Consider the following 23,292-nt stretch of genomic DNA (forward strand, 5'->3'; position numbering starts at 1 on the left):
GATGGAGCCCGCCATGGCGAGTTGGGATTGGCAGCTGTACTGCACAGACATGGTGACCGAGGAGGTCGCGCCGAAGTGTTTCGGCGCCCCCGGTTATGAGACTTACCTGGACGCGATGGTCCACGCCTGGGGCTGGACGATGACCGTCTCGGTGCTGGGCCTGCTGGTGGCGCTGGTCGCCGGCTCGCTGATCGGCGTGTTGCGGACCGTGCCGAACAAGCGCGTGGCGATGCTGGGCGAGGCGTGGACGGAGTTCTTCCGCAACATCCCGCTGATCGTCCAGCTCTTCCTGTGGTACCACGTGATCCCGCGCCTGTTCCCGGTGCTGGGCGGCGTGCCGCCGGCGGTGCTGGTGGTGATCGCCATCGGGCTGTTCACCTCGGCGCGGATTGCCGAGCAGGTCAAGGCCGGCATCCTGACCCTGCCCAAGGGCCAGCGCTACGCGGGCCAGGCGCTGGGCCTGACGCTGCCGCAGACCTATCGCCACGTGCTGCTGCCGATGGCCTTCCGCATCGTCATTCCGCCGCTGACCAGCGAGAGCATGAACATCGTCAAGAACTCGGCGGTGGCCTTCGCGGTGAGCATCCCCGACCTGGCGCAGTTCGCGCAGCAGGCTTCGGAGCAGTCCAGCTTCGTGCAGATCTTCCTGCCGGTGACGCTGCTGTATTTCGTTTCCGCGTACGCGATCAACCGCGTCGCCAAGCTGATCGAGATCTGGGTGCGCGTGCCCGGCATCCTGGGGGCCAAGTGACATGATGCAGCTTGATTTCTCGTTCCTGACCTGGGACGTGCTCTCGGCCTTCGTGGCCAAGGGCCTGTGGTTCTCGATCCAGCTGACCTTCTCGGCGATGCTGGGCGGCATCGTGCTGGGCACGGTGCTGGCGCTGATGCGCCTGTCGGGCAAGTGGTGGCTGGAGAAGCCGGCGGCGATCTACGTCGACACGCTGCGCTCGATCCCGCTGGTGATGGTGATCCTGTGGTTCTTCCTGCTGATCCCCTACGTGATGGGCCCGCTGGGCGCGGAGAAGACGGCGCTGATCACCTTCACGCTGTTCGAGGCCACCTACTACTCGGAGATCATGCGCGCGGGCATCCAGTCGGTGTCCAAGGGGCAGGTCTTCGCGGGCCAGGCGCTGGGCATGAGCTACCGCCAGACCATGGGCCTGGTGGTGCTGCCGCAGGCCTTCCGCAACATGCTGCCGGTGCTGCTGACGCAGACCATCGTGCTGTTCCAGGACACCTCGCTGGTCTACGCGATCGGCGCCTACGACCTGCTCAAGGGCTTCGAGGTCGCGGGCAAGAACTTCAACCGGCCGATGGAGACGTATCTCGTCGCGGCCGCCGTCTACTTCGTCATCTGCTTCTCGCTGTCCATGCTGGTGCGCCGGCTGCAGAAGAAGATCGCCATCATTCGCTGAGGGGTTGCACGCCATGATCGACATCAAGAACGTTTCCAAGTGGTACGGCCCCTTCCAGGTCCTGACCGACTGCAGCACGACCATCCAGAAGGGCGAGGTCGTGGTGGTGTGCGGGCCGTCGGGCTCGGGCAAGTCGACGCTGATCAAGACCGTCAACGCGCTGGAGCCGATCCAGGCGGGCGACATCGTCGTGGACGGCACCTCGCTGACCGATCCCAGGACCAACCTGCCCAAGCTGCGCTCGCGCGTGGGCATGGTGTTCCAGCATTTCGAGCTGTTCCCGCACCTGTCGGTGACGGAGAACCTGACGCTGGCGCAGGTCAAGGTGCTGGGCCGCAACATGGCCGACGCCAAGACCCGCGGCCTGAAGATGCTGGAGCGCGTGGGCCTGATGGCGCACAAGGACAAGTTCCCGGGCCAGCTCTCGGGCGGCCAGCAGCAGCGCGTGGCGATCGCCCGGGCGCTGTCGATGGACCCGATCGTGATGCTGTTCGACGAGCCGACCTCGGCGCTGGACCCGGAGATGGTCGGCGAGGTGCTGGACGTGATGGTCCAGCTGGCCAACGAGGGCATGACCATGATGTGCGTGACGCACGAGATGGGCTTCGCCAAGAAGGTCAGCAACCGCGTGATCTTCATGGACGCCGGCAAGATCATCGAGGACTGCGCCAAGGACGACTTCTTCGGCAAGCCCGAGGAGCGCTCGCCGCGGGCCAAGGATTTCCTGGCGAAGATCCTGCAGCACTGATCGCGCGCCTTCGGGCGTGCCGCCGCCAGGCCACGGGCCCGCTCCGCGAGGAGCGGGCCCTTTTCGTTGCGGCTGGCTGCGAGTTCCCGCGCGGTTGTCACTCGTCCACGGCATCGATGGCCAAAACACTCCTGGTCGAGGTCAGTGACGGCCGGCGAACTGCTCCCAACAATCGGTGCCATCGCGATTCGGCCCGTGTGTGGCGAGTCGCACGAAGCACGGGGCGTCCTGTGCGGGAATCCGCCCGCGAGGTCAGGCCGTGCGTCGACGCTCGAGCAGTCTGGAGGTTGTGCTCATGGCGACTTGGCAAAAGGCAAAAGGTTGGACGAAGCAGCGTGCTCGCCGGCCGGCGGGGCGTCAGCGGGAAGACTACGTGACTCGCATCGAGCACGATGCGAAGAACGACGCGCTGTTGCAACTGGTGCGCGCGGATTTCGCGATGCTGCGGTCAGACTTCGCCGGCCTTCGCGGCGACATGCTGGAGCGCTTCGGCAAGGTCGACGGGGAGATCACTGGCATCAAAGGGGAGATCACCGGCATCAGGGGCCAGATCGATGGGCTCAAAGGGGAGATCCACGGCATCAAGGACACGGTCGAGGGCCTGAAGAGTTCGCTGAGTTCGACGCAGTGGTTCGTGGGAGCTGCGGTGGCGCTGATGGCGCTGCTCCCGCAGTTGCCGAGCATGATTGCGGCCTATCGCTTTCCGCCGCCGCCCCGAAGCGCCTCACCGGCGGCGCGTCCGTCGCTGTCGGCGCCTGAGCCCGCTGCGAGCGGGCCTCGGGCGCAGCCCGTACAGGGGTGACCCGGTGCGACAATCCCGCCCCATGAGCGAAACCCTTGTCCTGACCCGCCCCGACGACTGGCACGTGCATCTGCGCGACGGTGCCGCGCTGCAGAGCGTCGTTCCGTACACCGCGCGCCAGTTCGCGCGCGCGATCGCGATGCCGAACCTCAAGCCGCCGATCACGACGGCCGGGCAGGCCCTGGCCTATCGCGAGCGCATCCTCGCCGCCGTCCCCGCCGGCGTGGACTTCCAGCCGCTGATGACGCTCTATCTGACCGACCGCACCACGCCGGATGACATCGCCGCCGCGAAGGCCGCGGGCGTGGTCGCGCTCAAGCTCTATCCGGCCGGCGCCACGACCAACAGCGATGCCGGCGTCACCGACATCCGCAAGACCTACGCCACGCTCGAGGCCATGCAGAAGGCCGGCCTGCTGCTGCTGGTGCACGGCGAGGTCACCGATGGCGACGTGGACGTCTTCGACCGCGAGGCCTTCTTCATCGATCGCGTGATGACGCCGCTGCGCAAGGACTTCCCGGAGCTGAAGGTCGTCTTCGAGCACATCACGACCAAGGAGGCCGCGCAGTACGTGACCGAGGCCGGCCGCTTCACCTGCGCGACGGTGACACCGCAGCATCTGCTCTACAACCGCAACGCGATCTTCATGGGCGGGCTGCGTCCGCATTACTACTGCCTGCCGGTGCTCAAGCGCGAGGAGCATCGCCTCGCGCTGATCCGGGCGGCGACCTCGGGCAGCCCGAAGTTCTTCCTCGGCACCGACAGCGCGCCGCATGCGTCGGTGATGAAGGAGAACTCGGTCTGCGGGGCCGGCTGCTTCACGGCGCTGTCCGCGATCGAGCTCTACGCCGAGGCCTTCGAGGCGGCCGGCGCGCTCGACAAGCTCGAGGCCTTCGCCAGCTTCCACGGCGCCGACTTCTACGGCCTGCCGCGCAACACCACGCAGGTCACGCTGCGCAAGACCGAATGGACGCTCCCCGAGTCCGTCCCCTTCGGCGAGGCCGCGCAGCTCAAGCCGCTGCGCGGCGGCGAGCTCATGGGCTGGAAGCTGGACTGAGCGCCGGCCGGCACCTCAGCGTGCCGATCAGGAAGCTCTCCTGACTGTCGTCGACCAGGATCGCCTTCGTCGTGGTGGCGATCCACGTCGCGCCGGGCGAGGGCGTGATGACCTCCTCGTTCGTGCTCTCCTCGCGTGACCGGAGCACGACATCGTCCTGCCGCCAGAAGACGTCGGCCTGAGCCTCAGGGAAGAAGTCGTAATCGGACTTTCCGAGCAGGTCTTCCCGCGCGTGGCCGATGAAGCGGCAGAACGCCCGGTTCAAGAACACCCATCGATGCGCCCGGTCCTTGATGAAGATCGGATCCGGGGACTGGTCGAGGGCCTGGTACAGGAAGTGCCGGTCGTCGCGCGCCTCCCAGGGCGCTGCCGCGGGCGCCAGCAGGCGCCTGATCTCGTTGACGTGCAGCCGGGCCAGGCAGGAGGCGCCCTGGCGCTCATGGATACCCGCCAGCACACGATGCACCAGCGCTTCCATCGCGACGAGACCGGCCGCATGCGCATGTTCCAGCAGCCGCACGCCGAGCGCGAGGGCCGCGGCGGCGTCGGAGCGGGCCAGGGACTCCAGCCGTCCCACAAGAGACAGGTCGAGCTGCCCGGCGTGCTGCCGTCCGTCCAGTTCGGCCACGAAGCGATAGCCCCGGCGCGGCACGGTGGCGACAAGTCTGGGCCGTCCGCTGCCGTCTCCGATCGCCCGCCTGACCTTCTGGATCGCCACCGAGATCACCGCTTCGGTCAGATGAGGATTGCGCCACACCTCGCCCAGCAGGCGGTCCTTCGTGACGACCTGATGCCGATGGCGGATGAGGTGAACGAGCAGATCGAATGGCAAGGGCTCGAGGGGCTGGGGATGACCCTCGAGGAGGATTTGCCGCTGCTCGACGCGCACCTCGCAGCGTCCGAAGACGAAGATCTCACCGCTCACGGGCTGGCTGGGCTGGTGTGGGGATGCGCGATTATCGAACCGATCTTGTTGCGGCCGGAATGTCGGCATCGATTCGGCGCAGGGGTTGAAGCGAGGTCATCGATCCGTTGAATGGCGGTGATTCATTGGTGATGCAAGGTTTGGAGATCCTTTTGAACGCGCCGGAGTGGCTTGCGCAAACTGTGAAGCGTCATCAGACATTCACCGGTGCGGCGCCGAAGCACCGTACCCGAGCACGTTCAACGAAGCACGCCCCATGCACCCTGTACGCCCCCACGCCAAGCACGCGAAACATCTGCTCCTGACGGCTCTTTTCAGCGCCATCCTGTCCGCCTGCGGTGGCGGGAATGACGAGGCCTCCCCACCGCCTCCAATGCCGGACGTCCCGGCGGATCCCACGCTGGCCGACTGCTTCGGCCTGACGGCCGGCACGGCCTACACGATGACGGATCCCGACGGGGGCAGCACGGCCGGCAAGGTCCTCGTCGTGAACGAGACCTTCGATGGGACGGCCCGCAATGGCCTGGTGGAGTTCGCCGGCGCCACCGACACCCGGAGCGCCGTGACCTATTGGTCGCCGGAATCGAACGGCATCCGGTTCTGGGGCGAGCTCGATTACGACGAGACTGGCACGGCGCAGACCAAGGTCGTCCATTCGGCTGAGTTCCTGCTGCCGCTGACGCTGCAGGTCGGGCAGTCGACGGTCTTGAAGTACACCGACACCAGCCAGCAACTGACGGGCGCTCAGGCCGGGCAGACGGACACCCAGGCGCTGGCGCAGCAGTGGACCTTCCAGGCCTTCGACACCGTGACGCTGGGCGGCAAGACCTTCACCAACACCTGCCGCATGCAGGTCATCGACGCGATGTCGAGCGAAGACGGCCCCACGACCCTCTGGTTCGCGAAGGGCTTCGGCGTCATCCACGTGCGGCACACCAACAGTGCCGGCCAGGTCGTCGAGGAATCGACGTTGAACGCCGTCACCGCGCAGCCATGACGCAGGGCCCCGAGAGGGCCTTCACTTGAACCGGTACTGCGCGGACAGGTAGAAGAACCGTCCGCGCGGATCGGTGTAGCTCGGGTCATAGCCCGAGATGAAGAAGTAGGCCTGGTTCGAGAACGGCGGCGACGTGTTGAACAGGTTCTTCACCCCGGCCCGCAGCGTGAGCGCGGCGGTGGCGTCCCAGCCGCCCGACAGGTCCCAGAGCGAGTACGCCTTGACCTTGTTCTTCCCGACGATGAGCCCGGTGTTGGTGTCGATCGCCGAGTTCTGGTCGTCGTAGCCGCTGTAGAAGGTGTTGGCCAGGTTCACGCTCCAAGGGCCGCGCGACCAGTCGATGTTGAGCCGATGCCGCCAGCGCTGCACCACGCCGTCGGTGACGAAGCGGCCGAGGTTGCTGATGTAGGGGTCGCCATCGCCGGTCTGCTTCTTCGAGCTGAGCGTCCAGGTCCCCACCAGCTTCACGCCCAGGCGCCCCCAGTCGGCCGCCGGCGAGCGATATTCCAGCGTCAGGTCCAGCCCCGAGGCCTTCTGCCGGCCGCGGTTCTCCTTGCGCAGCTCGATGTAGCAGATGCTGGAGTCGCCCGGGTCGTACTCGCAGCCCGGCAGGCCCTCGTTCTCGTTGTAGCGATGGACCAGCGGCTCGTACTTGTCCAGGTTGGACAGGATGACGTCGTCGCCCAGCGTGCTGATCAGATCGCGCTTCTCGATGTGCCAGTAGTCGAGCCCGACGCTCCATTGCGGCGTCGGATCCGCCAGCATCCCGATCGAGAACTGACGCGACTTCTCCGGCTTCAGATTCGCATTCGAATAGGTCCGCGTCTCCCAGTTGTTGGCGCAGAAGCCCAGGTCGTTGGCGTTCTCGCGCATGCAGACCGGGTCGGGCAGGGTGGCGGTCTCGCTGACCTTGACCGAGCGGTACAGGTCGTTCATCGACGGCGCGCGGAAACCGGTGCCCGCGGAGGCGCGGAAGGTCAGCTGGTCCATCGGCGCGTAGCGCAGGCCGATCTTGGGGTTCGTGGTCGCGCCGATCTTCTGGTAGTGGTCATGGCGCAGCGCGAACTGCAGCTCCCATTGCTTGGTGATCGGCGCCAGCAGCTCGCCGTAGGCGGCCCAGACCTTGCGCGAGTGGTTGCTGAACTGCGCGTCGCCCGGCGACGAGTCGCCCAGGATGTTGTCCGAGATCAGCAGATCGCTGGCCGCCGACGTGGACTTCTCGCGCCGCAGTTCCGCGCCGAGCGCCAGTGCCAGATCGCCGCCGCCCAGCGGCATCAGGCCGCGCGTGGCCTTCACGTCCAGGCTGTCCATCGTGCCGCGGGCGCGGCGCACTTCCTGGTTGATGTTGTTGTCGCGCAGGAAGGCCAGGCCCTCCGCGCTCGACGGGCCGAAGGGGTTCAGCCGGCCGTCGGCGTAGGCGGCCATCGTCGCGTCCTCGGGCAGGTAGCCGCGCACGTCGCGATCGGACACGCGATTCACGCTGTGATTGAAGCCCCAGTCGTAGTCCCAGCTGCCGAGTGAGCCGGTCATGCCCACGACCACGCGGCTGCCGGTGCTGATCAGCTCGCTGGCGCGCGGGCCGGCCTCGAGCATGCGCGTACGCACGGTGATGAGGCGGTCGTCCGGCAGCGCATCGCCCAGGCCCGTCGCCGCCAGCTGCGGGATCAGCGACACGTCCAGGTCGGCGTCGATGCGATTGCTGGTGCCGACGTACCAGCTCTTGCTGCGCGTGTAGGCGGCCTCGACGAAGGCCTCGTGGCGCTCGCCGAGCTTGAGCACGCCGCGGCCCAGGAAGCTGCCCTTGTCGGTCTTCGGGTAGAGCTCCAGGTCGCGCATGTAGTCGTAGGTGCAGCCGTCGACGCCGCCGATGCCGGCGGGCAGGTAGAGCGTGTGCGGCGGCTGGCAGCCGGGCGCGCTGAGGTTGATGGTGCGGGTGCTGATCGGCCTGCCGCCGATCGAGAAGCCCTGGTCGATCAGGTAGTCGCGCTGATCGCTCGAGAGCCGGATGTTGCCCGGGAAGCCCGCCGACGACAGCAGGTGCGGCAGCCGCTCCGGGATGCGCAGGTCGGAGATGAAGTCGCGCTGCGAGGTCCGCAGCGCGCCGGTCTTCTGGATGTCCAGCACGCCCATCACGTTGAAGCCGTCGCGCGCCAGATCGCCATGGCCGGCGGCGATCGACGCGGTGCGCTTGCCCGCGCCGCCCTCGCCGGACTTGCCGGCGTAGACGTCCAACTGCACGCCCTGGTAGTCCTTGCGGGTGATGAAGTTGACGACGCCGCCGATGGCGTCGGTGCCGTAGATCGCGGACGCGCCGTCGAGCAGCACCTCGACGCGCTCGATGGCCGCGGCCGGGATGTTGTTGAGGTCGACGCCGTTGTCGTCGCCCGGCGAGGCGAAGTTGGCCATGCGACGGCCATTGAGCAGCACCAGCGTCGATGAGGTCCCGAGCCCGCGCAGGTTGGCCGAGTTGAAGCCCATCTGATCGCGGAAGCCGCCGGTGCCGATGCTGACGCCGTCGGTCAGCGCATTGCTCATCGACGAGACCGTCGCCATCAGTTCGGCCGCGGCGGTGACGCCGGCCTTGACGATGTCGTTGCGGTTGAGGACCTGGACGGGCAGGGCGCCTTCGGCGGCGATGCGCTTGATCGCGGAGCCGGTCACCTCGACGCGCTGAAGCCGCTGGGCCGGCGCCGAAGCCGCCGGTTCTGGCGGCGCGACCTGGGCCTGCGCCGCGCCGCAGGCGGCCAGCAGCGCGGCGATCGCGCCGAGCTTCGGTGCGAAGGGCGGTCGAAGCGGATCGATCGGAGAACGGATGGTCATGGCGGGCTCCCTGTTGGCCGGTCTTGCCGATGCGATTGGCGGCGGCGTGGCTCAGTGGGACCAGTCTAGGGAGCGCGTTGTCATGAACAAGCGGTGCTGACCCGGGGCAGTCGCGACGATGCAACTGCGATGTGACCAATGGTCACCCAGGGGGCGGGACGCGACGCTATCTTTCCCTGCTGCCATCCCCCCTTCGTCCGATCCGTCCCACTCCTTGGGGCGGGCTCATCTGGTTACCCGATGCCGCCGGTCCGCGGCGTGAGGCCTTGACGATGACCGATTGCTGTTCTCCGAGATCCGCTGCCGGCGCTGCTTCGCTGGTGTTCGCGGCGCTGTTCGTCCTGCTGGTCGGCGCCGTGACCGGCTCCGCGCTGGCCGCATCGCCCGGCAGGAGTGCCAAGCCGGTCACCGGCGCGGCCAAGGCGGTACCGCCGGCGCCGGCGGCTTCATCGAGCACGGCAACGCCTGCCCCCGCCGCCGAGGCCGCTGCGGGCGATGTCCCCATAAAAGGCCACGCGATGGCGATCGGCGGCGCGCTGAAGGCGGACAACGACGAGGTGTGGAACCGCCTCGTGGCGCTGGCCGGCGGACGGGGCGCGCGCTTCGTCGTGTTCGGCACCGCCGCCGAGGATCCCGAGGCCAGCGCCAAGCAGATCGTCGAGCAGCTGCAGCGCCGCGGCGCGGTGGCCGAGGCGCTGCCGGTGGCGCCCAAGTTCTCGTGGGTCGACCTGAACAAGGTGGTGCGCGACGCCGCGCTGATCGCCAAGGTGCGCAATGCCAAGGGCATCTTCTTCACCGGCGGTTCGCAGGAACGCATCGTCGACGTGCTCTTCCCGGGCGGCCATTCGACGCCGATGCTCGAGGCCATCTGGGATGTCTACCGCAAGGGCGGCGTCGTGGCCGGCACCTCGGCGGGCGCCGCGATCATGAGCACGGTGATGTTCCGCGACGCGCCCAGCGTGATCAGCATCCTCAAGGGCCAGTGGGAGGAGGGCAAGCAGATCGACCGCGGGCTGGGCTTCGTCGGGCCGGGTCTGTTCGTCGACCAGCACTTCCTCAAGCGCGGCCGTTTCGGCCGCATGGTGCCGCTGATGCTGGCCAAGGGCTACAAGCTGGGCCTGGGCGTGGACGAGAACTCCGCCGCCGTGATCCGCGGCGACGAGGTCGAGATCCTCGGCCACAAGGGGGCCTTGCTGGTCGACCTCAGCGAGGCGAGCTCGGACCGCGCGCTCGGCGTCTTCAACCTGAAGAACGCCAAGCTCACCTACCTCGATCACGGCGACCGCATGAACCTGCGCACGCGCGGCGTGACGCCGTCGGCGCTGAAGCTGCGCGGCCAGAAACTGGAGCCCGGCGCGCCGGACTACAAGCCGTACTACACGCTGCCGCAGTTCTACACGGACATGCTGGGCGACTCGACGATCTCGACCGCGATGTCCATCCTGATCGACAGCGTGCAGCCGGAGTTCCGCGGCCTGAGCTTCGAGGCCGCGCCCAAGGCGAACGACTCACTGGCCGACCTGGGCTTCCTGTTCCGGCTCTACAAGGGGCCCGGCAGCATCGGCTGGAGCACCGACGAACTCGGGCCCGAGGACTACACGGTGGTCAATCTCTACCTGGACGTGACCCCGGTGCGCATGCCGCTGCCGCTGTTCGGGCCCTGGCCTGGCGACCGCCGCCCCGCGCAGTCCGCGCCGGCGGAGGAGCCGCCGCCCGGCGAGCGTCCGCAGCAGCAGTAGCAGTAACAGCCGCGGACAACCGCGGGCCGCGCGACGTGGCGCATGCCGCCCGCCGGACCGGCGGGGCCGTCCGGCATGAGGCTTGCTGGCGCGCTGCGCAAAGCCGCTAGCATGCGGCGTCCGCTCTTTCCTGGAGTCTCCTGCGTTGTCGCGAAAACTTCTCACCCCTGGGCGTGCCGCCGCCGGGGCGGTCCTGCTGCTGCTGCTGGCGGCGCTCGGACTGCCCGTCGCGGCGCAGTCCCCGCCGGCGCCCACGGCGCCCATCGCTTCGCCCGCCGCCCCGGCGTCCGCGGCCAGCCAGGCCCAGCCGGCCGCGCCGGTCTCGGCCAGCGCCCGCCGCCTCTATGACCGCAGCCGCGCGCAGCTGCTGCAGATCCGCACGCTGTACAACGGCAGCCAGGCCTCGGTGGGCTCGGGCTTCGTCGTCAGCGCCGAGGGTCACGTCATCACCAACTACCACGTGGTGAGCCAGCATGCGCTCGAGCCCGAGCGCTACCGGCTGCAGTACCAGACGCCCGAAGGCGATGGCGGCGACATCCAGCTGCTGGACTTCGACGCCCGGCGCGACCTGGCGCTGCTGCGCATCGTGGCCAAGGCGGGCGACGCGAAGACCGATCCCAAGGGCGTGGTTGCGCGCATGACCGCCACGCCGCTGGCCTTCCGCAAGGGCAGCCAGCCGCTGGCCAAGGGCGAGCGCATCTACTCGATGGGCAACCCGCACGACGTCGCCTTCGCAGTCGTGGAGGGCACCTACAACGGCCTGGTCGAGCGCAGCTTCGATCCGCTGATCTACTACTCCGGCTCGATCAATCCGGGCATGAGCGGCGGGCCGGTGCTCGACGAGGACGGCGAGATCGTCGGCATCAACGTGTCGACGATGATCTTCGCGCAGCAGATGAGTTTCCTGGTGCCGGCGGAGCACGCGGCCGCGCTGCTCGCGCGCAGCCGCGACGCCGCGCCGGTGAAAGGCGCCGCCTGGCCCAAGCTGCGTGAGCAGCTGATGGCCTACCAGGACGAGCTGTCGAAGAACTTCCTGGCGCAGCCGTGGCGCACGCTGACGCATCCGCGCTACCGCTTCCCGATCCCGCAGGAGCAGTACATGCGCTGCTGGGGCAGCGGCACCTCCGCCGACGCGCAAGGGCTGCAGATGCAGCGCACGCAGTGCCGGATGGAGCATGCGCTGTTCATCAACGAGAGCCTGCAGACCGGCTATCTGGGCGTGACCGAGGAGGTCTACGACGGCAGCAAGCTGGGGGCGCTGCGCTTCGCCAACATCTACTCGGCCAGCTTCCGCAACGAGCGCCTGGGCGCGCCGGACCGCGACCGCACGGCGCCGTACTGCAAGGAGGATTTCGTCCAGCAGAAGGACGGCCCGCCGCTGCGCGCGGTGGCCTGCCTGCGGGCCTACCGCAAGCTGGACGGCCTGTTCGACCTGACGGTGCTGGTCACCAACGTGGACGCCCCCACCGAGGGCGCCCTGGGCCGCTTCGAGGCCCGTGGCGTCAGCTTCGCGAATGCGACCCGGCTGACGCGTCATTACCTGCAAGGATTCGCATGGACCACGCCGCGGTAATCGAGATCGTCGACCGGGACGGTCATTGCCGGGACATTCACAAGGTGCGCGCGTGGCCGCTGCGCATCGGCCGCTCGCCGGACTGCGACCTGGTGCTGTCCGATCCGCACCTGGCCGGCGTGCACGCGCTGCTGCACTGGGATCGCGGCGAGCCCGCCACCGAGCCCGCCACCGAGCGCGGCGACGCGGCGCTCGACGCGCGGGCCGCGCCCGCCGCGGGCGGTCCGGTGCTGGAGCTGCTGCCCAGCCACAACGGCGCCTGGCTCGATGGCGCGCGGCTCGTGGCGGGCAGCCGCGCGGCGTGGCCGTCGTCGGCGCTGCTGCAGATCGGCACCACGCGCCTGCGGCTGCGGACCTCGCTGGACCCGCTGCCGGCCGAGAAGCCGATGAGCCGCGCCGACGAGCCGGTCAAGCGCGATGCGCGTCCGTCCTGGGCACTGCCGGCGCTGCTGGCGGTGTGGGCGCTGATGCTGTGGGTGACGAACTGGGCCACGAATGACGGCTCGGCCACCTGGGTGGACATCGTCAGCGCGCTGCTGGCGCCGGTGGGCATCGCGCTGATCTGGTCCGCGCTATGGGCGCTCGTGACGCAGGTGTTCCGGCACTGGTTCGCCTTCGGCGCGCACCTGTGGCGGGTGCTGGTGGCTGTGGTCGCGATGCAGGCGCTGGAGGTGGCGCTGCCGGTGCTGGCCTACATGTTCAACCTGCCCAGACTGCTGGCGCTGGAGACGCTGGTCATGTCCGTGGGCGCCGCGCTGCTGCTGTGGTGGCATGCGACGGTGGTGTGGCCGCGGGCATCACGGGGACTGGCGGTGGGCATCGGCGCGATGTGCGTCGTCGGGCTCGTGCTGACGGTGGGGAGGCGGACCGAGCAACAGTACTGGCTCGGGCCGAACTACATGGCGACACTCCCGCCGCCGGCGCTGCGCATCGCCACGCCCAAGCCGGTCGACGACTTCATCGGCGGCATGGAAGCGCTGGAGGCGCCGCTGCTCAAGCAGGCGCAGAAGCGCAACGACCAGGCCGGCGGCAGCGGCGACAACGACGAGTAGTGCGAAGACCCCTCACCCCCGCCCTCTCCCCGCTTCGCGGGGAGAGGGTGAAAGACGAGCGCCGCCGTATTGGTAGAGCGCCGCCGGTATTAACTCCCTCGCCCCCCGCGAGGGGGGAGAGGGCAGGGGAGAGGGGGAGCTTCGAAGGGCAGCAGCGCTGCTCAGGCGGTGGCTGCCGGCCTCGCGAGGCGAGGGGAGGCGGTGCGTCTGCGCAGCCAAGCCACCACCGGCAGCTCGACGCATCGCCCGATGAGCCAGCCGCCAGTGACCGCCGCAGCGACGGCGACCGCGAAGATCACGAACTCCGGCAACGTCCGGTAGAGCCCCGTCTTGGCCAGCAGCGCGAGCACGATGTTGATCAGCAGGCAGTGGGCCAGGTACAGCGAGTACGACGCGGCCCCCAATTGCGCGAGCATTGCCGGCACGCGCACCGGCCGGCGCTGTTCCATCGCGACCAGCGTGGCCAGCACCAGCGCCGAGGCCAGCCCGAGCGCGACACGTCCGCCGAAGGCATGCGCCCCTTGCGCGCCCAGGCGCTCATACAGCACCGCGCCGATGAAGGCCGCGCCCACCAGCCCCCATTGCCGCCGCACCAGCGGCAGCGCCGCGTGCCGCGCGAGCAGCCCGGTGGCCACGCCCATCAGGAACTGCAGGCAATGCGGATCGCCGAGCTTGAGCGGCAACGCGCCGGGCAGCGCCCCGAAGGCCTGGGCCACCACCAGCACGGCCCACAGCCCATAGAGCGCCAGCCCGCCGCGCAGGTGCAGCAACAGCACGCAGAAGCTCAGGTAGAACAGCACCTCGTACTGCAGCGACCAGGCGACGCCGACATACGCCGGCTCGTGGCCGCCGATCCACAGCAGCAGCGTGCCGGGAATGTCCTGCGCGCCGAGTTCCGACACCGGCGTGCGCCCGGCCAGCCAGCGCGCGGCGATCGACGGCCCGGCCGTCATCGCCAGCACCAGCCAGTAGATCGGGAAGACGCGCACGAAGCGCTTCCACAGGTAGCCCGGCCAGCGCCCCGCGCCGCGTCCCAGCTCCGCGTGATGGACGTAGGTGATGATGAAACCGCTCAGGACGAAGAAGAAGTCGACACCGACGTAACCGAAGTCGAACATCCCGCCGAGCGCCACATGACCGCTGAACTGCGGCACGCGCATCAGGTGGGTCGCATGCATCAGCACCACCGCCAGCGCGGCGAGCGCGCGGGCGGCCTCGATCGAGGCCAGTCGGGGAGCGTGGGCGGGAGCGGTCGGGGACATGGGGCGAAGGCGCAGCGGCGGGAGCCTGGGCAGCCTTGCACTGTAGGCCGTCGGCGCGCGGGCCGCTCTCGGCCATGCCCTCGGACGAGGGAACCCGTCCAGGGGACAGGTCCTCCCGGCGGCGCGCAGCGGCTCAGTTCGCCGTCAGCCGCTTCTCCATGAACACCGACAGCGGGTCGTCGGCGTAGTTGCCGAACGGCTCGCGCCGGCCATAGCCGAGCGTCTCATAGAGCTTGAGCGCCTCGGGCTGGTGCACGCCGGTCTCCAGGCGCGCCAGTCCGATGCCTTGCGCCCTCAGGTGGGACTCGAGCTCCTCCATCAGGACCTTGGACAGGCCGCGTCCCCGGAACTGTGGCTGAACGAACATCCGCTTGATCTCGCCATAGGCGCCATCGCCGTCTTCGACGACCTTCACCGCGGCGCAGCCGGCCAGCCATTCGGCCAGCCAGACGCCAATGAAGCGCACCTTCGGCTGCGCCAGCGCGTCGGGGTCCGCGAGGTGGTTGCTCTCGCCGGGGTAGAGCGCCGCCATGTAGGCGTCCGACTGCGCCAGCAGGGACATCGCCGCGGCGCTGTGGGGGTCCAGGGGTTGGATCTGCATGATCCCGAAGGTAGCAACCGATGTGCCTGTCGGCGCCGGTGGCCCTGAAAGGGTTTGCAAGCCAACGTTCGCTTGCAAATCGTCATAAGGGTGAAGCAAGCCGATAGGCCGGATTCTGTGCGCGGATCCTCTTGCGATTCCCCGCGTGACCGCCATTCCTCTGGGCCGGGCATCGCTGCCCGGCTCGGTGCCACCTACCCGCCAGCTCTGCGAGCCGCATCGACGCTGGCCTACTTGGTGTTGCTGCGCGTAGAGATTGCCCGTTTCACCCGAACCAGGCGAAGCCTGGTTCGACTCGTCTCTGTTGCTCTGATCCTCGGCTTACGCCGGGCAGCCGTTAGCTGCTACGCTGCTCTATGCAGTCCGGACCTTCCTCCAGTGCCGTGTTTCCACGCTTGCACCAGCGGCGGTCTGGCTTGCTTCACAGCGGCGGATTCTAGCCGCGTGGCCGCCTCGGCTCCGCGGCGCGATTGGCGTCAGGCCTTGCCCACCAGAATCGCTTCGACAGTCTGCTGCACCGCGAGCGCCTCCGCAAAGCCAGGCAGGCTGTGCGAGCGGCCCTCCAGCATCGCGGCCCAGTGAGCGAGCTGATCCGTCATGCCGTTCATGCGCAAGGTCTCAGCATCGCCTAGGCTCTGCACGCGCTCGCCCTGGCGCTGCTGGGTCACGCCGAACCAGTCGCGCAACTCGATCTCGCCCTCGCTGGCGCGCCACAGCATTCGGTTGTCGTCGGCACGCTCGCCGCCAATGGCGGCACTGACCGTCACCGGGATGCCGGCCGCGCTCAGTTCCGCCTCGACCGAGAGCTCCGAGCCGATGCCGTCCCCGGGATACACGACCTCGCTGCGCACGACGCGCGCCGGGCCCAGCACCCGCTGCAGCACGAAGATGAAGTGCGACAGCACCTCGCGCGTGAAGCCGCCCTCGGCGCGTTGCGACAGCCAGGCGCCAGCGCCGGCCTGCCAGGGCCGCGGCCAGGCGGCGAAGCGCAGCTCGATGCGGACATCGTGCAGCGCGCCCAGCGGCCGCCGCGAGGCCGCGCCGAAGGCCAGCTGCAGCTGCGCCAGTCCGGTCGACGAGGCCAGCGAGTAATTGACCGCGGCCCGGCGCCGTTCCTGCTCGATGCGCTCGATGCAGGCGCGCGCGGCGGCGAAATCGGTGGTGAGCGGCTTCTCGCACAGCACCGGCAGCCCGGCGTCGAAGGCGCGCTCGGACAGCGCGATGTGCGGCCCCGGCGGCGTGGCGATGTACAGGCCGTGCAGGCCGGGCTCGCGGATGAGCGCCTCGGCACTGCTGGCGGCGCGCAGCATCGGATCGTTCGCCAGCGCCTGCGACAGCACCACGGGGTTCTCGTCCCAGACCCGGGTGACGCGCAGCCGCGCATGTCCGGCCAGCCGCGCCAGCATGCGCTGGCCCATCACCCCCAGTCCCACCACCCCAATGCTCAACACGCCTGGCACCACCGTCTCCGCCCGAAGTTCCGCAAAAGCCCCGCAGTGTAGGGGGGCCGCCACAGCCCGGACTGCCGCCCGGCGGGCCGGGGCGACCCGCGCACGCCTACGGCGCAAGCAGCGTGCCCGGGCGGCATGACGGGCGGTGCGGCGGCCCCGGCGGGGGTATCGTCGGCGGCTTCTCGCACGCTCGCATCGCCTCACGCATGAACCCCGAAGCCAGCCAACTGTGGCGCGCGCCGCGCTGGGCCCTCGCCATCCTGCTGGCCGCGCTGGCCACGGTGGGGCCGTTCTCCATCGACACCTACATCCCCGCCTTCGCCGGCATCGCCCGCGCGCTGGACGCCACGCCGGTCCAGATGCAGCAGACGCTGTCGGGGTACCTGCTGGGCTTCGCGGTGATGAACCTGTTCCACGGCGCGCTGTCGGACAGCTTCGGCCGGCGGCCCGTGGTGCTGTGGGGCATGGCGGTGTTCGCGCTGTCCTCGCTGGGCTGCGCGCTGGCCGGCAGCATCGGCCAGCTGGTGTTCTGGCGCACCGTGCAGGGCCTGTCGGCCGGCGCGGGCGTGGTCGTCTCGCGCGCCATCATCCGCGACATGTTCCCGCCGTCCGAGGCGCAGCGCGTGATGTCGCAGGTGACGATCTTCTTCGGCCTGGCCCCCGCGATCGCGCCGATGATCGGCGGCTTCCTCTACGTCCACGCCGACTGGCACGCGATCTTCTGGTTCCTGGTCTTCGTCGGCGCGCTGCTGTTCGCCGTCACCTGGCGCCTGATGCCCGAGACGCTGCATCGCGACCACCGCCAGCCCTTCCACGTCGGCTCGCTGCTGCGCGGCTACCGCAGCCTGGTGGGCAGCCGGCGCTTCCTGCTGCTGGCGCTGGCCAGCGGCATCCCGTTCAACGGCATGTTCCTGTACGTGCTGGCCGCGCCCGTGTTCCTGGGCGAACACCTGGCCCTGCAGCCGACGCAGTTCTTCATCTTCTTCCTGTTCAGCATCGGCGGGATCATGGGCGGCGCCTGGCTGAGCGGCCGGCTCGCCGGCCGGATCGCGCCGCGCAAGCAGATCCGGCGCGGCTTCCTGATCATGGGCTTCACCTCGATCGCCAACATCGCCTGCAACCTGCTGCTGCCGCCCAGCCCGTTCTGGGCCTTCCCGCTGATCAGCAGCTTCGCGTTCGGCTGGGCGCTGATGGTGCCGGTGGTGACGCTGCTGGTGCTGGACCAGGCGCCCGAGCGCCGCGGCATGGCCTCGTCGCTGCAGGCCTGCATCGGCAGCGCCGCCAACGGCCTGGTGGCCGGCGTGCTGGTGCCGCTGGTGATGCATTCGACGCTGACGCTCGCGCTGGCCTCGGCCGCGATGATGTGCATCGGGCTGGTGTCCTGGACCTGGGTCAAGCAGGAAGTGTCGACCCCGCCACCCGCCGCCTGACGGCCTCAGAGCCCGAGGGCTTGCGGGCTTGAGGGCCTGGACCGGGAGCGGCGTGACATCGGCCCGCTCGGGGCGCTCAAGAAGCCCGCGCGGGGTCCGAAATAGACAGGGCGTCCCCGTCTCGTTTCCGGAGCCCCGTCCATGTTCCATCGTCCCGGCCTCGGCCTTCTGCTGCCGGCCGTTCTCTGCCTGTCCCTGCTGCTGCCCGCCGCCAGCGGCGCCGCCGAGGCGCCCGCGAGCGAAGCGTCGTCCGGGCAACTGCGCGACCGCCTCGCCGAGCGGCTGAAGGACGACAGCGCCACGCTCAAGCTCAAGAAGACGCCGGACGACGTCCGCACCAGCAACCCGGTCGACCTGCGCGCGCGCCGCGCGGCCCCCAAGCCCGCCGGGGCCGCCTCGGCGGCGAAGCCGTCCACGCCCTGGGCCTACACCGGCGAGGGCGCCCCCGACCGCTGGGGCCAATTGCAGCCCGAGTTCCGCCAATGCGCGGTCGGTACGCGCCAGAGCCCGATCGACCTGCGCGACACGATCAAGGTCGACCAGGAGCAGATCCAGTTCGATTACAAGGCCAGCAGCTTCTCGGTGGTCGACACCGGCCACACGATCCAGGTGAACGTGGCGCCGGGCAACGCGATCCAGGTCATGGGCCGGCGCTACGAGCTGCAGCAGTTCCACTTCCACCGCCCCAGCGAGGAGCGCATCAATGGCCGCCAGTACGACATGGTCGCCCACCTGGTCCACAAGGATGAGCAGGGCCGGCTGGCGGTGATCGCCGTGCTGCTGGAGCGGGGCCAGGACCAGGCGCTGATCCAGACGGTCTGGAACCACCTGCCGCTGGAGCGCGGCGACACCTATGCCGCGCCGGTGCCCATCGACCTCAACCAGCTGCTGCCCAGGGACCGCGCCTACTTCTCCTACATGGGCTCGCTGACGACGCCGCCCTGCACCGAGGGCGTGCTGTGGATGGTGTTCCGCCAGCCGGTGCCGGTGTCGACGCAGCAGATCTCGGTGTTCACGCACCTGTACCCGATGAATGCGCGCCCGCTGCAGGCGCAGTCGGGCCGCCTGATCAAGGAATCGAACTGAGGGCCAGGCCCGGGCGCCAAGGCGCCCGGAACCGCCAGGACTGAGCCGCGGGAGCATCGCTTGCCGCTTTGAGCCGGCGCTGTGACGGTCGTCACGGCACCGGCTTTCTTCTTGGTGGAAACCCTTGGTTCGCGGTCAACGAGCCTTCAAAATCCTCGCCGCCCCGTCCCTGTCATGCGTTTGTTTTGATTCATATCAAGGACGGGCGCGCCCAACCTCCCCCCAGGAATCCCCATCGTGTTGAAGACCATCAAGTCGCGCCTGATCGCGATCAGCATCCTGATCGTGGTGGCAGCCGTCGCGCTCGCCACCTTCGCCAGCTACTGGGCCGTGCGCGATCACGCGCGCCGCCAGGTGCAGGCGCAGCTCACGGACATCGCCAACGCCAACGCCGCGGGCGTGGCCGCATGGGTGAAGACGCAGAAGGACGTCGTGGCGGCGATGGCGCCGGCCGCGCAGCTCGAGGACCCGCGCGCGGTGCTGACGCAGGGCCTGCAGTCGGGCCGGCTGGACCTGGCCTACGTCGGCGGCGCGGACAAGCGGATGATCTCCATCCCCGACCGCCAGCGCCCGTCGGACTACGACCCCACTGGCCGCGGCTGGTACAAGCTGGCGTCCGGCTCGGACCAGCCGGTGATCACCGCGCCCTACGTCGCGGCCTCGAGCAAGAAGCTGGTCGTGACCTTCGCCAACGCCGTGCGCGCGGGCGGCGAGGTCAAGGCGGTGACTGGCACCGACGTGGCGCTGGACGACATCGTCGCGACGATGAAGTCGATCAAGCCGACGGCGAGCGGCTTCGCGATGCTGCTGGACAAGAAGGGCACCGTGATCGCCCACCCGGACGCGGCGCTGACGCTCAAGCCGGTGAAGGATCTGTCGGCCGCGTTCGACGACGCGCTGCTGGCCACCGCGCACGGTGGCGAGCCGACGCTGGCCAATGTCGGCGACGAGCGCTTCTTCCTGAAGGCCGTGGACGTGCCGGGCACGGACTGGGTGCTGGTGGCCGCGGCCGAGCGCAACGAGGCGCTGGCCGCGCTGTCCGACGTGCTGCGCAACGCGGGCGTGACGATGGCGGTGGTGACGGTGGTGGCGGCGCTGGTGGCGGCCGCCGCGGTCGGCGCGCTGCTGCGGGGCCTGGGCGGCATCAAGCGGGCGATGAACGACATCGGCGCCGGCGAGGGCGACCTCAGCCAGCGCCTGCAGGTGCGGGGCGAGGACGAGATCGCCGACATCTCGCGCGGTTTCAACCAGTTCATCCAGAAGATCGAGCAGGTGATGCTGCAGGTGCGCGAGACCAGCCAGTCGATCGCGGTGGCGTCGCGGCAGATCGCCGCCGGCAACCATGACCTGAGCCAGCGCACCGAGGAGACGGCCAGCAATCTGCAGGAGACGGCCAGCTCGATGGAGGAGCTCAACAGCACGGTGGCCAACAGCGCGGCCAATGCCGACCAGGCGCGCCAGCTGGCCGACACGGCGAGCCGCGTCGCGCGCGACGGCGGCACGGCGATGGGGCAGGTGGTGTCGACGATGCAGGAGATCAGCGCGAGCTCGCGCCAGATCGGCGACATCATCGGCGTGATCGATGGCATCGCGTTCCAGACCAACATCCTGGCGCTGAACGCCGCGGTGGAGGCGGCGCGCGCGGGCGAGCAGGGCCGCGGCTTCGCGGTGGTGGCGGGCGAGGTGCGGGCGCTGGCGCAGCGTTCGGCGGGCGCGGCCAAGGAGATCAAGGCGCTGATCACGGCCAGCGTCGAGCGCGTCGAGACGGGCACCCGTCAGGTGTCGACGGCGGGCGAGACGATGAACGAGGTGGTGGGCAGCGTGCAGCGGGTGGCGCAGATGATCGGCGAGATCAGTCACACCGCGCAGGAGCAGAGCCACGGCATCGGCCAGGTCAACGTGGCGGTGGCGCAGCTGGATCAGGTCACGCAGCAGAACGCGTCGCTGGTGGAGGAATCGGCGGCGGCAGCCGAGAGCCTGAAGGACCAGGCGCAGAAGCTGGCGGACGTCGTCGGCACCTTCCGCCTGAGCGGCGGCCACGCAGGGGGGCGATAACTCCCTCGCCCCCCGCGAGGGGGGAGAGGGCAGGGGAGAGGGGGAGCTTCGAAGGGCAGCAGCGCCGTGGCACGAACCCCCTCTCCCCTCCCTCTCCCCGCTGGGGCGAGGGGGTAAGACAGGGCTGCCCGCACTTGCGGCCGCCCGTTGTCTCTTCTTGCGGCCCCTTCAGTCCTTCGTTTCCACTGCGTGGAAGCACAGGAACATGTCGGCCGCCGAGTCGGCGACCTGTCGCTGCTGCGCCGCGTCGAGCGGTGGCTGTCCCATCGTGATCTGCGGCCAGAACGCGAATCCCTTGACCAGCGCCTGCAGCTGCGCTGCCGCGAACGCCGGATCCCCGGCCTTGATGCGCCCATCGGCCATCGCCGCGCGGATCCACACGGTCAACCCTTCCTCGCGCCCACCCAGCCGGCCGAGCATGTCGCGCGCCCGCTGCGGCGCGTGGATCGCCTCCGCGATCAGCACCCGCGCCAGATCCAGGAACTGCGGATCGCCGCTCATCGCGAGCTTCTGCTCGATCAGCTTGAGCAACTGCACGCGCAGCGGCTGATCGGCGCGATACGAGAGCTTCACCTGCGCCTCGGTCGCCGCCCACAGCCGCTCAAGGATGGCCTCGAACAGCGCGTCCTTGCCGCTGAAGTGGTTGTAGACCGTGCGTTTGGAGACCTGCGCCCGGCCGGCGATGCGGTCCATGTTGGCGACCTCGAACCCGTGCTGCCGGAACTCCTCGATCGCTGCGTCCACGATGGCCTGGCGCTTGCGGTCCGTCAGCCGCAGCCGTTCCGCGTCGGTCTGCGGCGCCGCATCGTCGCCCGCCGGCTCACCGGCCTCGGGCGTACCGGAAGCGGTGGAGGAAACGGCGTCGGGGGAGGGCGTGGCGGCGTCGGAAGTCATGGCCGTGAATCTTACACCGGGGAGTTTACTTTTCAGATTCTGCTGTCTACACTCCGCTGAAACTACACCGTGTAGTGCAAGTTTTCAAATGACGCCCTCCCGCCGACCGCCTGCCCGTGCGCTGCTGAGCCTGTCGCTGACTGCGCTGACCGGCGTGGTGTCCGTCCTGCTAGTTGGAGCCCTTGCCATGACCGCCTCCCGCGCCCTGTCCACACCCGCCCCGGTCCCCCCGAAGGGCGTGTCCGCTCCCACCGCCGAGGGGGCCCAGCCCGTCCTCGCGCACTCCCCGCAATGGTCGGAAGGCCGCTTCCACAACCCGGCCGTGGAGCCCGCGCAGGGCTTCTGGAAGATGATGGGGATCATGTGGGACTTCATGTTCCACAAGCCCGCCGGCACCGTGCCCGACCGCCCGATCGAGGTCCAGCCGCTGACGCGCGACCAACTGCTCGCCGCGCCGGACCGCACGCTGTTCCGCCTGGGTCATTCCACCGTGCTGCTGAAGCTGCGCGGCCGTTTCTGGCTGACGGATCCGGTGTTCTCGGAGCGCGCCTCGCCGTTCTCGTTCATGGGTCCGAAGCGTTTCCACGCGCCACCGATCGCGCTGGACGAACTCCCGGAGATCGAGGCCGTGATCCTGTCGCACGACCATTACGACCATCTGGACCACGACACCGTGCTGGCGCTGGCGCCGAAGGTGCGCCACTTCGTGACGCCGCTGGGCGTGGGCCAGCGCCTGATCGATTGGGGGGTGCCGGCGGCCAAGGTGCAGCAGTTCGACTGGTGGCAGGGCACGGCGATCGCCGGTCTGCAGCTGACGGCCACGCCCGCGCAGCACTTCTCGGGCCGCGGCCTGAGCGATCGCAACTCGACGCTGTGGGCCTCGTGGGTGCTGATCGACGACGAGCTGCGGATCTTCTTCAGCGGCGACACCGGCTACTTCGACGGCTTCAAGGCGATTGGCGAGCGCTTCGGTCCCTTCGACCTGACGCTGATGGAGACCGGCGCCTACGACCCGCGCTGGCCGTATGTGCACATGCAGCCGGAGCAGACGATGCAGGCGCACGTCGACCTGAAGGGGCAGCGGCTGCTGCCCATCCACAACGGCACCTTCGACCTGGCGATGCATCGCTGGCAGGACCCGTTCGAGCGCATCGCCGCGCTGGCCCGGTTGCGCAATGTGGAACTGGTGACGCCGGTGATCGGCGCGCCGCTGGCGATCGAGCAGCCGGGCCCGACGCCGCAGTGGTGGCAGGGGGCCGTCGGCACGCCCGAGGCTTCAGCTGCGCCGTCCTCGAAACCCTCCATGGCGGCTCCCTGACCGTCGCGCGGCTACCCCGCGCCCTTCGACCGAACCAAAGCCCGGCCTGGCCGGGCTTTTTGCA

At 69.3% G+C, this 23,292-nt stretch carries 19 protein-coding genes and 1 other RNA gene; 13 read left to right on the top strand and 7 right to left on the bottom strand.

Annotated elements, in window-relative coordinates; genetic code table 11:
* The first annotated feature begins 13 nt into the window (after nucleotides 1–13).
* The 5 genes from ABDW61_RS11135 (at nucleotide 14) to pyrC (ending at nucleotide 4,025) form a co-directional block, all read left to right on the top strand.
* On the top strand, nucleotides 14–751 hold the full coding sequence (locus ABDW61_RS11135) for an amino acid ABC transporter permease (protein WP_343638641.1): 738 nt from the start codon (nucleotides 14–16) through the stop codon (nucleotides 749–751).
* Nucleotides 752–755: 4 nt separating this feature from the next.
* Nucleotides 756–1,418, top strand: coding sequence for an amino acid ABC transporter permease (locus ABDW61_RS11140; protein ID WP_343638857.1), 663 nt, complete (start codon nucleotides 756–758; stop codon nucleotides 1,416–1,418).
* 13 nt (nucleotides 1,419–1,431) lie between these two features.
* Nucleotides 1,432–2,166 (top strand): amino acid ABC transporter ATP-binding protein, encoded by a 735-nt coding sequence (locus ABDW61_RS11145; protein ID WP_343638643.1) that lies wholly within the window; start codon nucleotides 1,432–1,434, stop codon nucleotides 2,164–2,166.
* A 295-nt stretch (nucleotides 2,167–2,461) separates the two neighbouring features.
* The gene (locus ABDW61_RS11150; protein ID WP_343638645.1) at nucleotides 2,462–2,968 is read left to right on the top strand and encodes a hypothetical protein; all 507 of its coding nucleotides are present in this window, start codon (nucleotides 2,462–2,464) and stop codon (nucleotides 2,966–2,968) included.
* Nucleotides 2,969–2,990: 22 nt separating this feature from the next.
* Nucleotides 2,991–4,025: a dihydroorotase gene (gene pyrC, locus ABDW61_RS11155; protein ID WP_343638647.1), complete on the top strand. Its 1,035-nt coding sequence runs from the start codon at nucleotides 2,991–2,993 to the stop codon at nucleotides 4,023–4,025.
* Here the strand turns inward: pyrC and ABDW61_RS11160 are convergent.
* A complete protein-coding gene (locus tag ABDW61_RS11160; RefSeq protein ID WP_343638649.1) occupies nucleotides 4,003–4,950 on the bottom strand; it encodes a winged helix-turn-helix domain-containing protein in 948 nt (315 codons plus the stop codon). The two genes, pyrC and ABDW61_RS11160, sit on opposite strands and share 23 nt — an antisense overlap.
* A 256-nt stretch (nucleotides 4,951–5,206) precedes the next feature.
* Between ABDW61_RS11160 and ABDW61_RS11165 the strand changes: the two genes are divergently transcribed.
* Nucleotides 5,207–5,947, top strand: coding sequence for a hypothetical protein (locus ABDW61_RS11165; RefSeq protein ID WP_343638650.1), 741 nt, complete (start codon nucleotides 5,207–5,209; stop codon nucleotides 5,945–5,947).
* Between the two features lie 21 nt (nucleotides 5,948–5,968).
* Here the strand turns inward: ABDW61_RS11165 and ABDW61_RS11170 are convergent, their stop codons facing one another.
* Entirely contained in the window at nucleotides 5,969–8,767 is a 2,799-nt protein-coding gene (locus tag ABDW61_RS11170) for a TonB-dependent receptor (protein ID WP_343638651.1), read from the bottom strand.
* A gap of 272 nt (nucleotides 8,768–9,039) precedes the next feature.
* On the opposite strand from ABDW61_RS11170, the gene ABDW61_RS11175 reads away from it, so the two are divergent.
* The 3 genes from ABDW61_RS11175 to ABDW61_RS11185 all read left to right on the top strand — a co-directional run bounded on the left by ABDW61_RS11175 (nucleotide 9,040) and on the right by ABDW61_RS11185 (nucleotide 13,131).
* Nucleotides 9,040–10,506 (top strand): cyanophycinase, encoded by a 1,467-nt coding sequence (locus tag ABDW61_RS11175; RefSeq protein WP_343638653.1) that lies wholly within the window; start codon nucleotides 9,040–9,042, stop codon nucleotides 10,504–10,506.
* A 145-nt stretch (nucleotides 10,507–10,651) separates the two neighbouring features.
* A complete protein-coding gene (locus ABDW61_RS11180; protein ID WP_343638655.1) occupies nucleotides 10,652–12,079 on the top strand; it encodes a serine protease in 1,428 nt (475 codons plus the stop codon).
* The gene (locus tag ABDW61_RS11185) at nucleotides 12,061–13,131 is read left to right on the top strand and encodes an FHA domain-containing protein (protein ID WP_343638657.1); all 1,071 of its coding nucleotides are present in this window, start codon (nucleotides 12,061–12,063) and stop codon (nucleotides 13,129–13,131) included. Before ABDW61_RS11180 ends, ABDW61_RS11185 begins: the two co-directional genes overlap by 19 nt.
* 161 nt (nucleotides 13,132–13,292) lie before the next feature.
* On the opposite strand, the gene ABDW61_RS11190 is transcribed toward ABDW61_RS11185, so the two are convergent.
* From ABDW61_RS11190 to ABDW61_RS11205, 4 genes are all read right to left on the bottom strand, one after another.
* The gene (locus ABDW61_RS11190) at nucleotides 13,293–14,393 is read right to left on the bottom strand and encodes an acyltransferase (protein WP_343638659.1); all 1,101 of its coding nucleotides are present in this window, start codon (nucleotides 14,391–14,393) and stop codon (nucleotides 13,293–13,295) included.
* A gap of 133 nt (nucleotides 14,394–14,526) precedes the next feature.
* Complete coding sequence (locus tag ABDW61_RS11195) at nucleotides 14,527–14,994, bottom strand: GNAT family N-acetyltransferase (protein WP_343638661.1); 468 nt, start codon at nucleotides 14,992–14,994, stop codon at nucleotides 14,527–14,529.
* A gap of 88 nt (nucleotides 14,995–15,082) precedes the next feature.
* Nucleotides 15,083–15,417, bottom strand: an RNA gene (gene rnpB, locus ABDW61_RS11200) — RNase P RNA component class A.
* Between the two features lie 53 nt (nucleotides 15,418–15,470).
* Nucleotides 15,471–16,445 carry a Gfo/Idh/MocA family oxidoreductase gene (locus ABDW61_RS11205; RefSeq protein WP_343638662.1) on the bottom strand — a complete coding sequence of 325 codons (975 nt, stop codon included), beginning with the start codon at nucleotides 16,443–16,445 and terminating at the stop codon, nucleotides 15,471–15,473.
* 206 nt (nucleotides 16,446–16,651) lie between these two features.
* Here ABDW61_RS11205 and ABDW61_RS11210 point away from each other — a divergent pair, with 206 nt between their 5' ends.
* The 3 genes from ABDW61_RS11210 to ABDW61_RS11220 all read left to right on the top strand — a co-directional run bounded on the left by ABDW61_RS11210 (nucleotide 16,652) and on the right by ABDW61_RS11220 (nucleotide 21,016).
* The gene (locus ABDW61_RS11210) at nucleotides 16,652–17,875 is read left to right on the top strand and encodes a multidrug effflux MFS transporter (protein WP_343638664.1); all 1,224 of its coding nucleotides are present in this window, start codon (nucleotides 16,652–16,654) and stop codon (nucleotides 17,873–17,875) included.
* Between the two features lie 141 nt (nucleotides 17,876–18,016).
* Nucleotides 18,017–18,961, top strand: a complete 945-nt coding sequence (locus ABDW61_RS11215) for a carbonic anhydrase family protein (protein WP_343638666.1) — start codon at nucleotides 18,017–18,019, stop codon at nucleotides 18,959–18,961.
* Nucleotides 18,962–19,198: 237 nt separating this feature from the next.
* A complete protein-coding gene (locus ABDW61_RS11220; RefSeq protein WP_343638668.1) occupies nucleotides 19,199–21,016 on the top strand; it encodes a methyl-accepting chemotaxis protein in 1,818 nt (605 codons plus the stop codon).
* Between the two features lie 168 nt (nucleotides 21,017–21,184).
* Here ABDW61_RS11220 and ABDW61_RS11225 read toward each other — a convergent pair whose 3' ends face one another.
* Entirely contained in the window at nucleotides 21,185–21,910 is a 726-nt protein-coding gene (locus ABDW61_RS11225; protein ID WP_343638670.1) for a TetR/AcrR family transcriptional regulator, read from the bottom strand.
* 187 nt (nucleotides 21,911–22,097) lie between these two features.
* Between ABDW61_RS11225 and ABDW61_RS11230 the strand changes: the two genes are divergently transcribed.
* On the top strand, nucleotides 22,098–23,228 hold the full coding sequence (locus tag ABDW61_RS11230; protein WP_343638672.1) for an MBL fold metallo-hydrolase: 1,131 nt from the start codon (nucleotides 22,098–22,100) through the stop codon (nucleotides 23,226–23,228).
* Nucleotides 23,229–23,292: the final 64 nt, after the last annotated feature.

The organism is Roseateles sp. (assembly GCF_039595595.1).
GTDB lineage: Bacteria > Pseudomonadota > Gammaproteobacteria > Burkholderiales > Burkholderiaceae_C > Roseateles.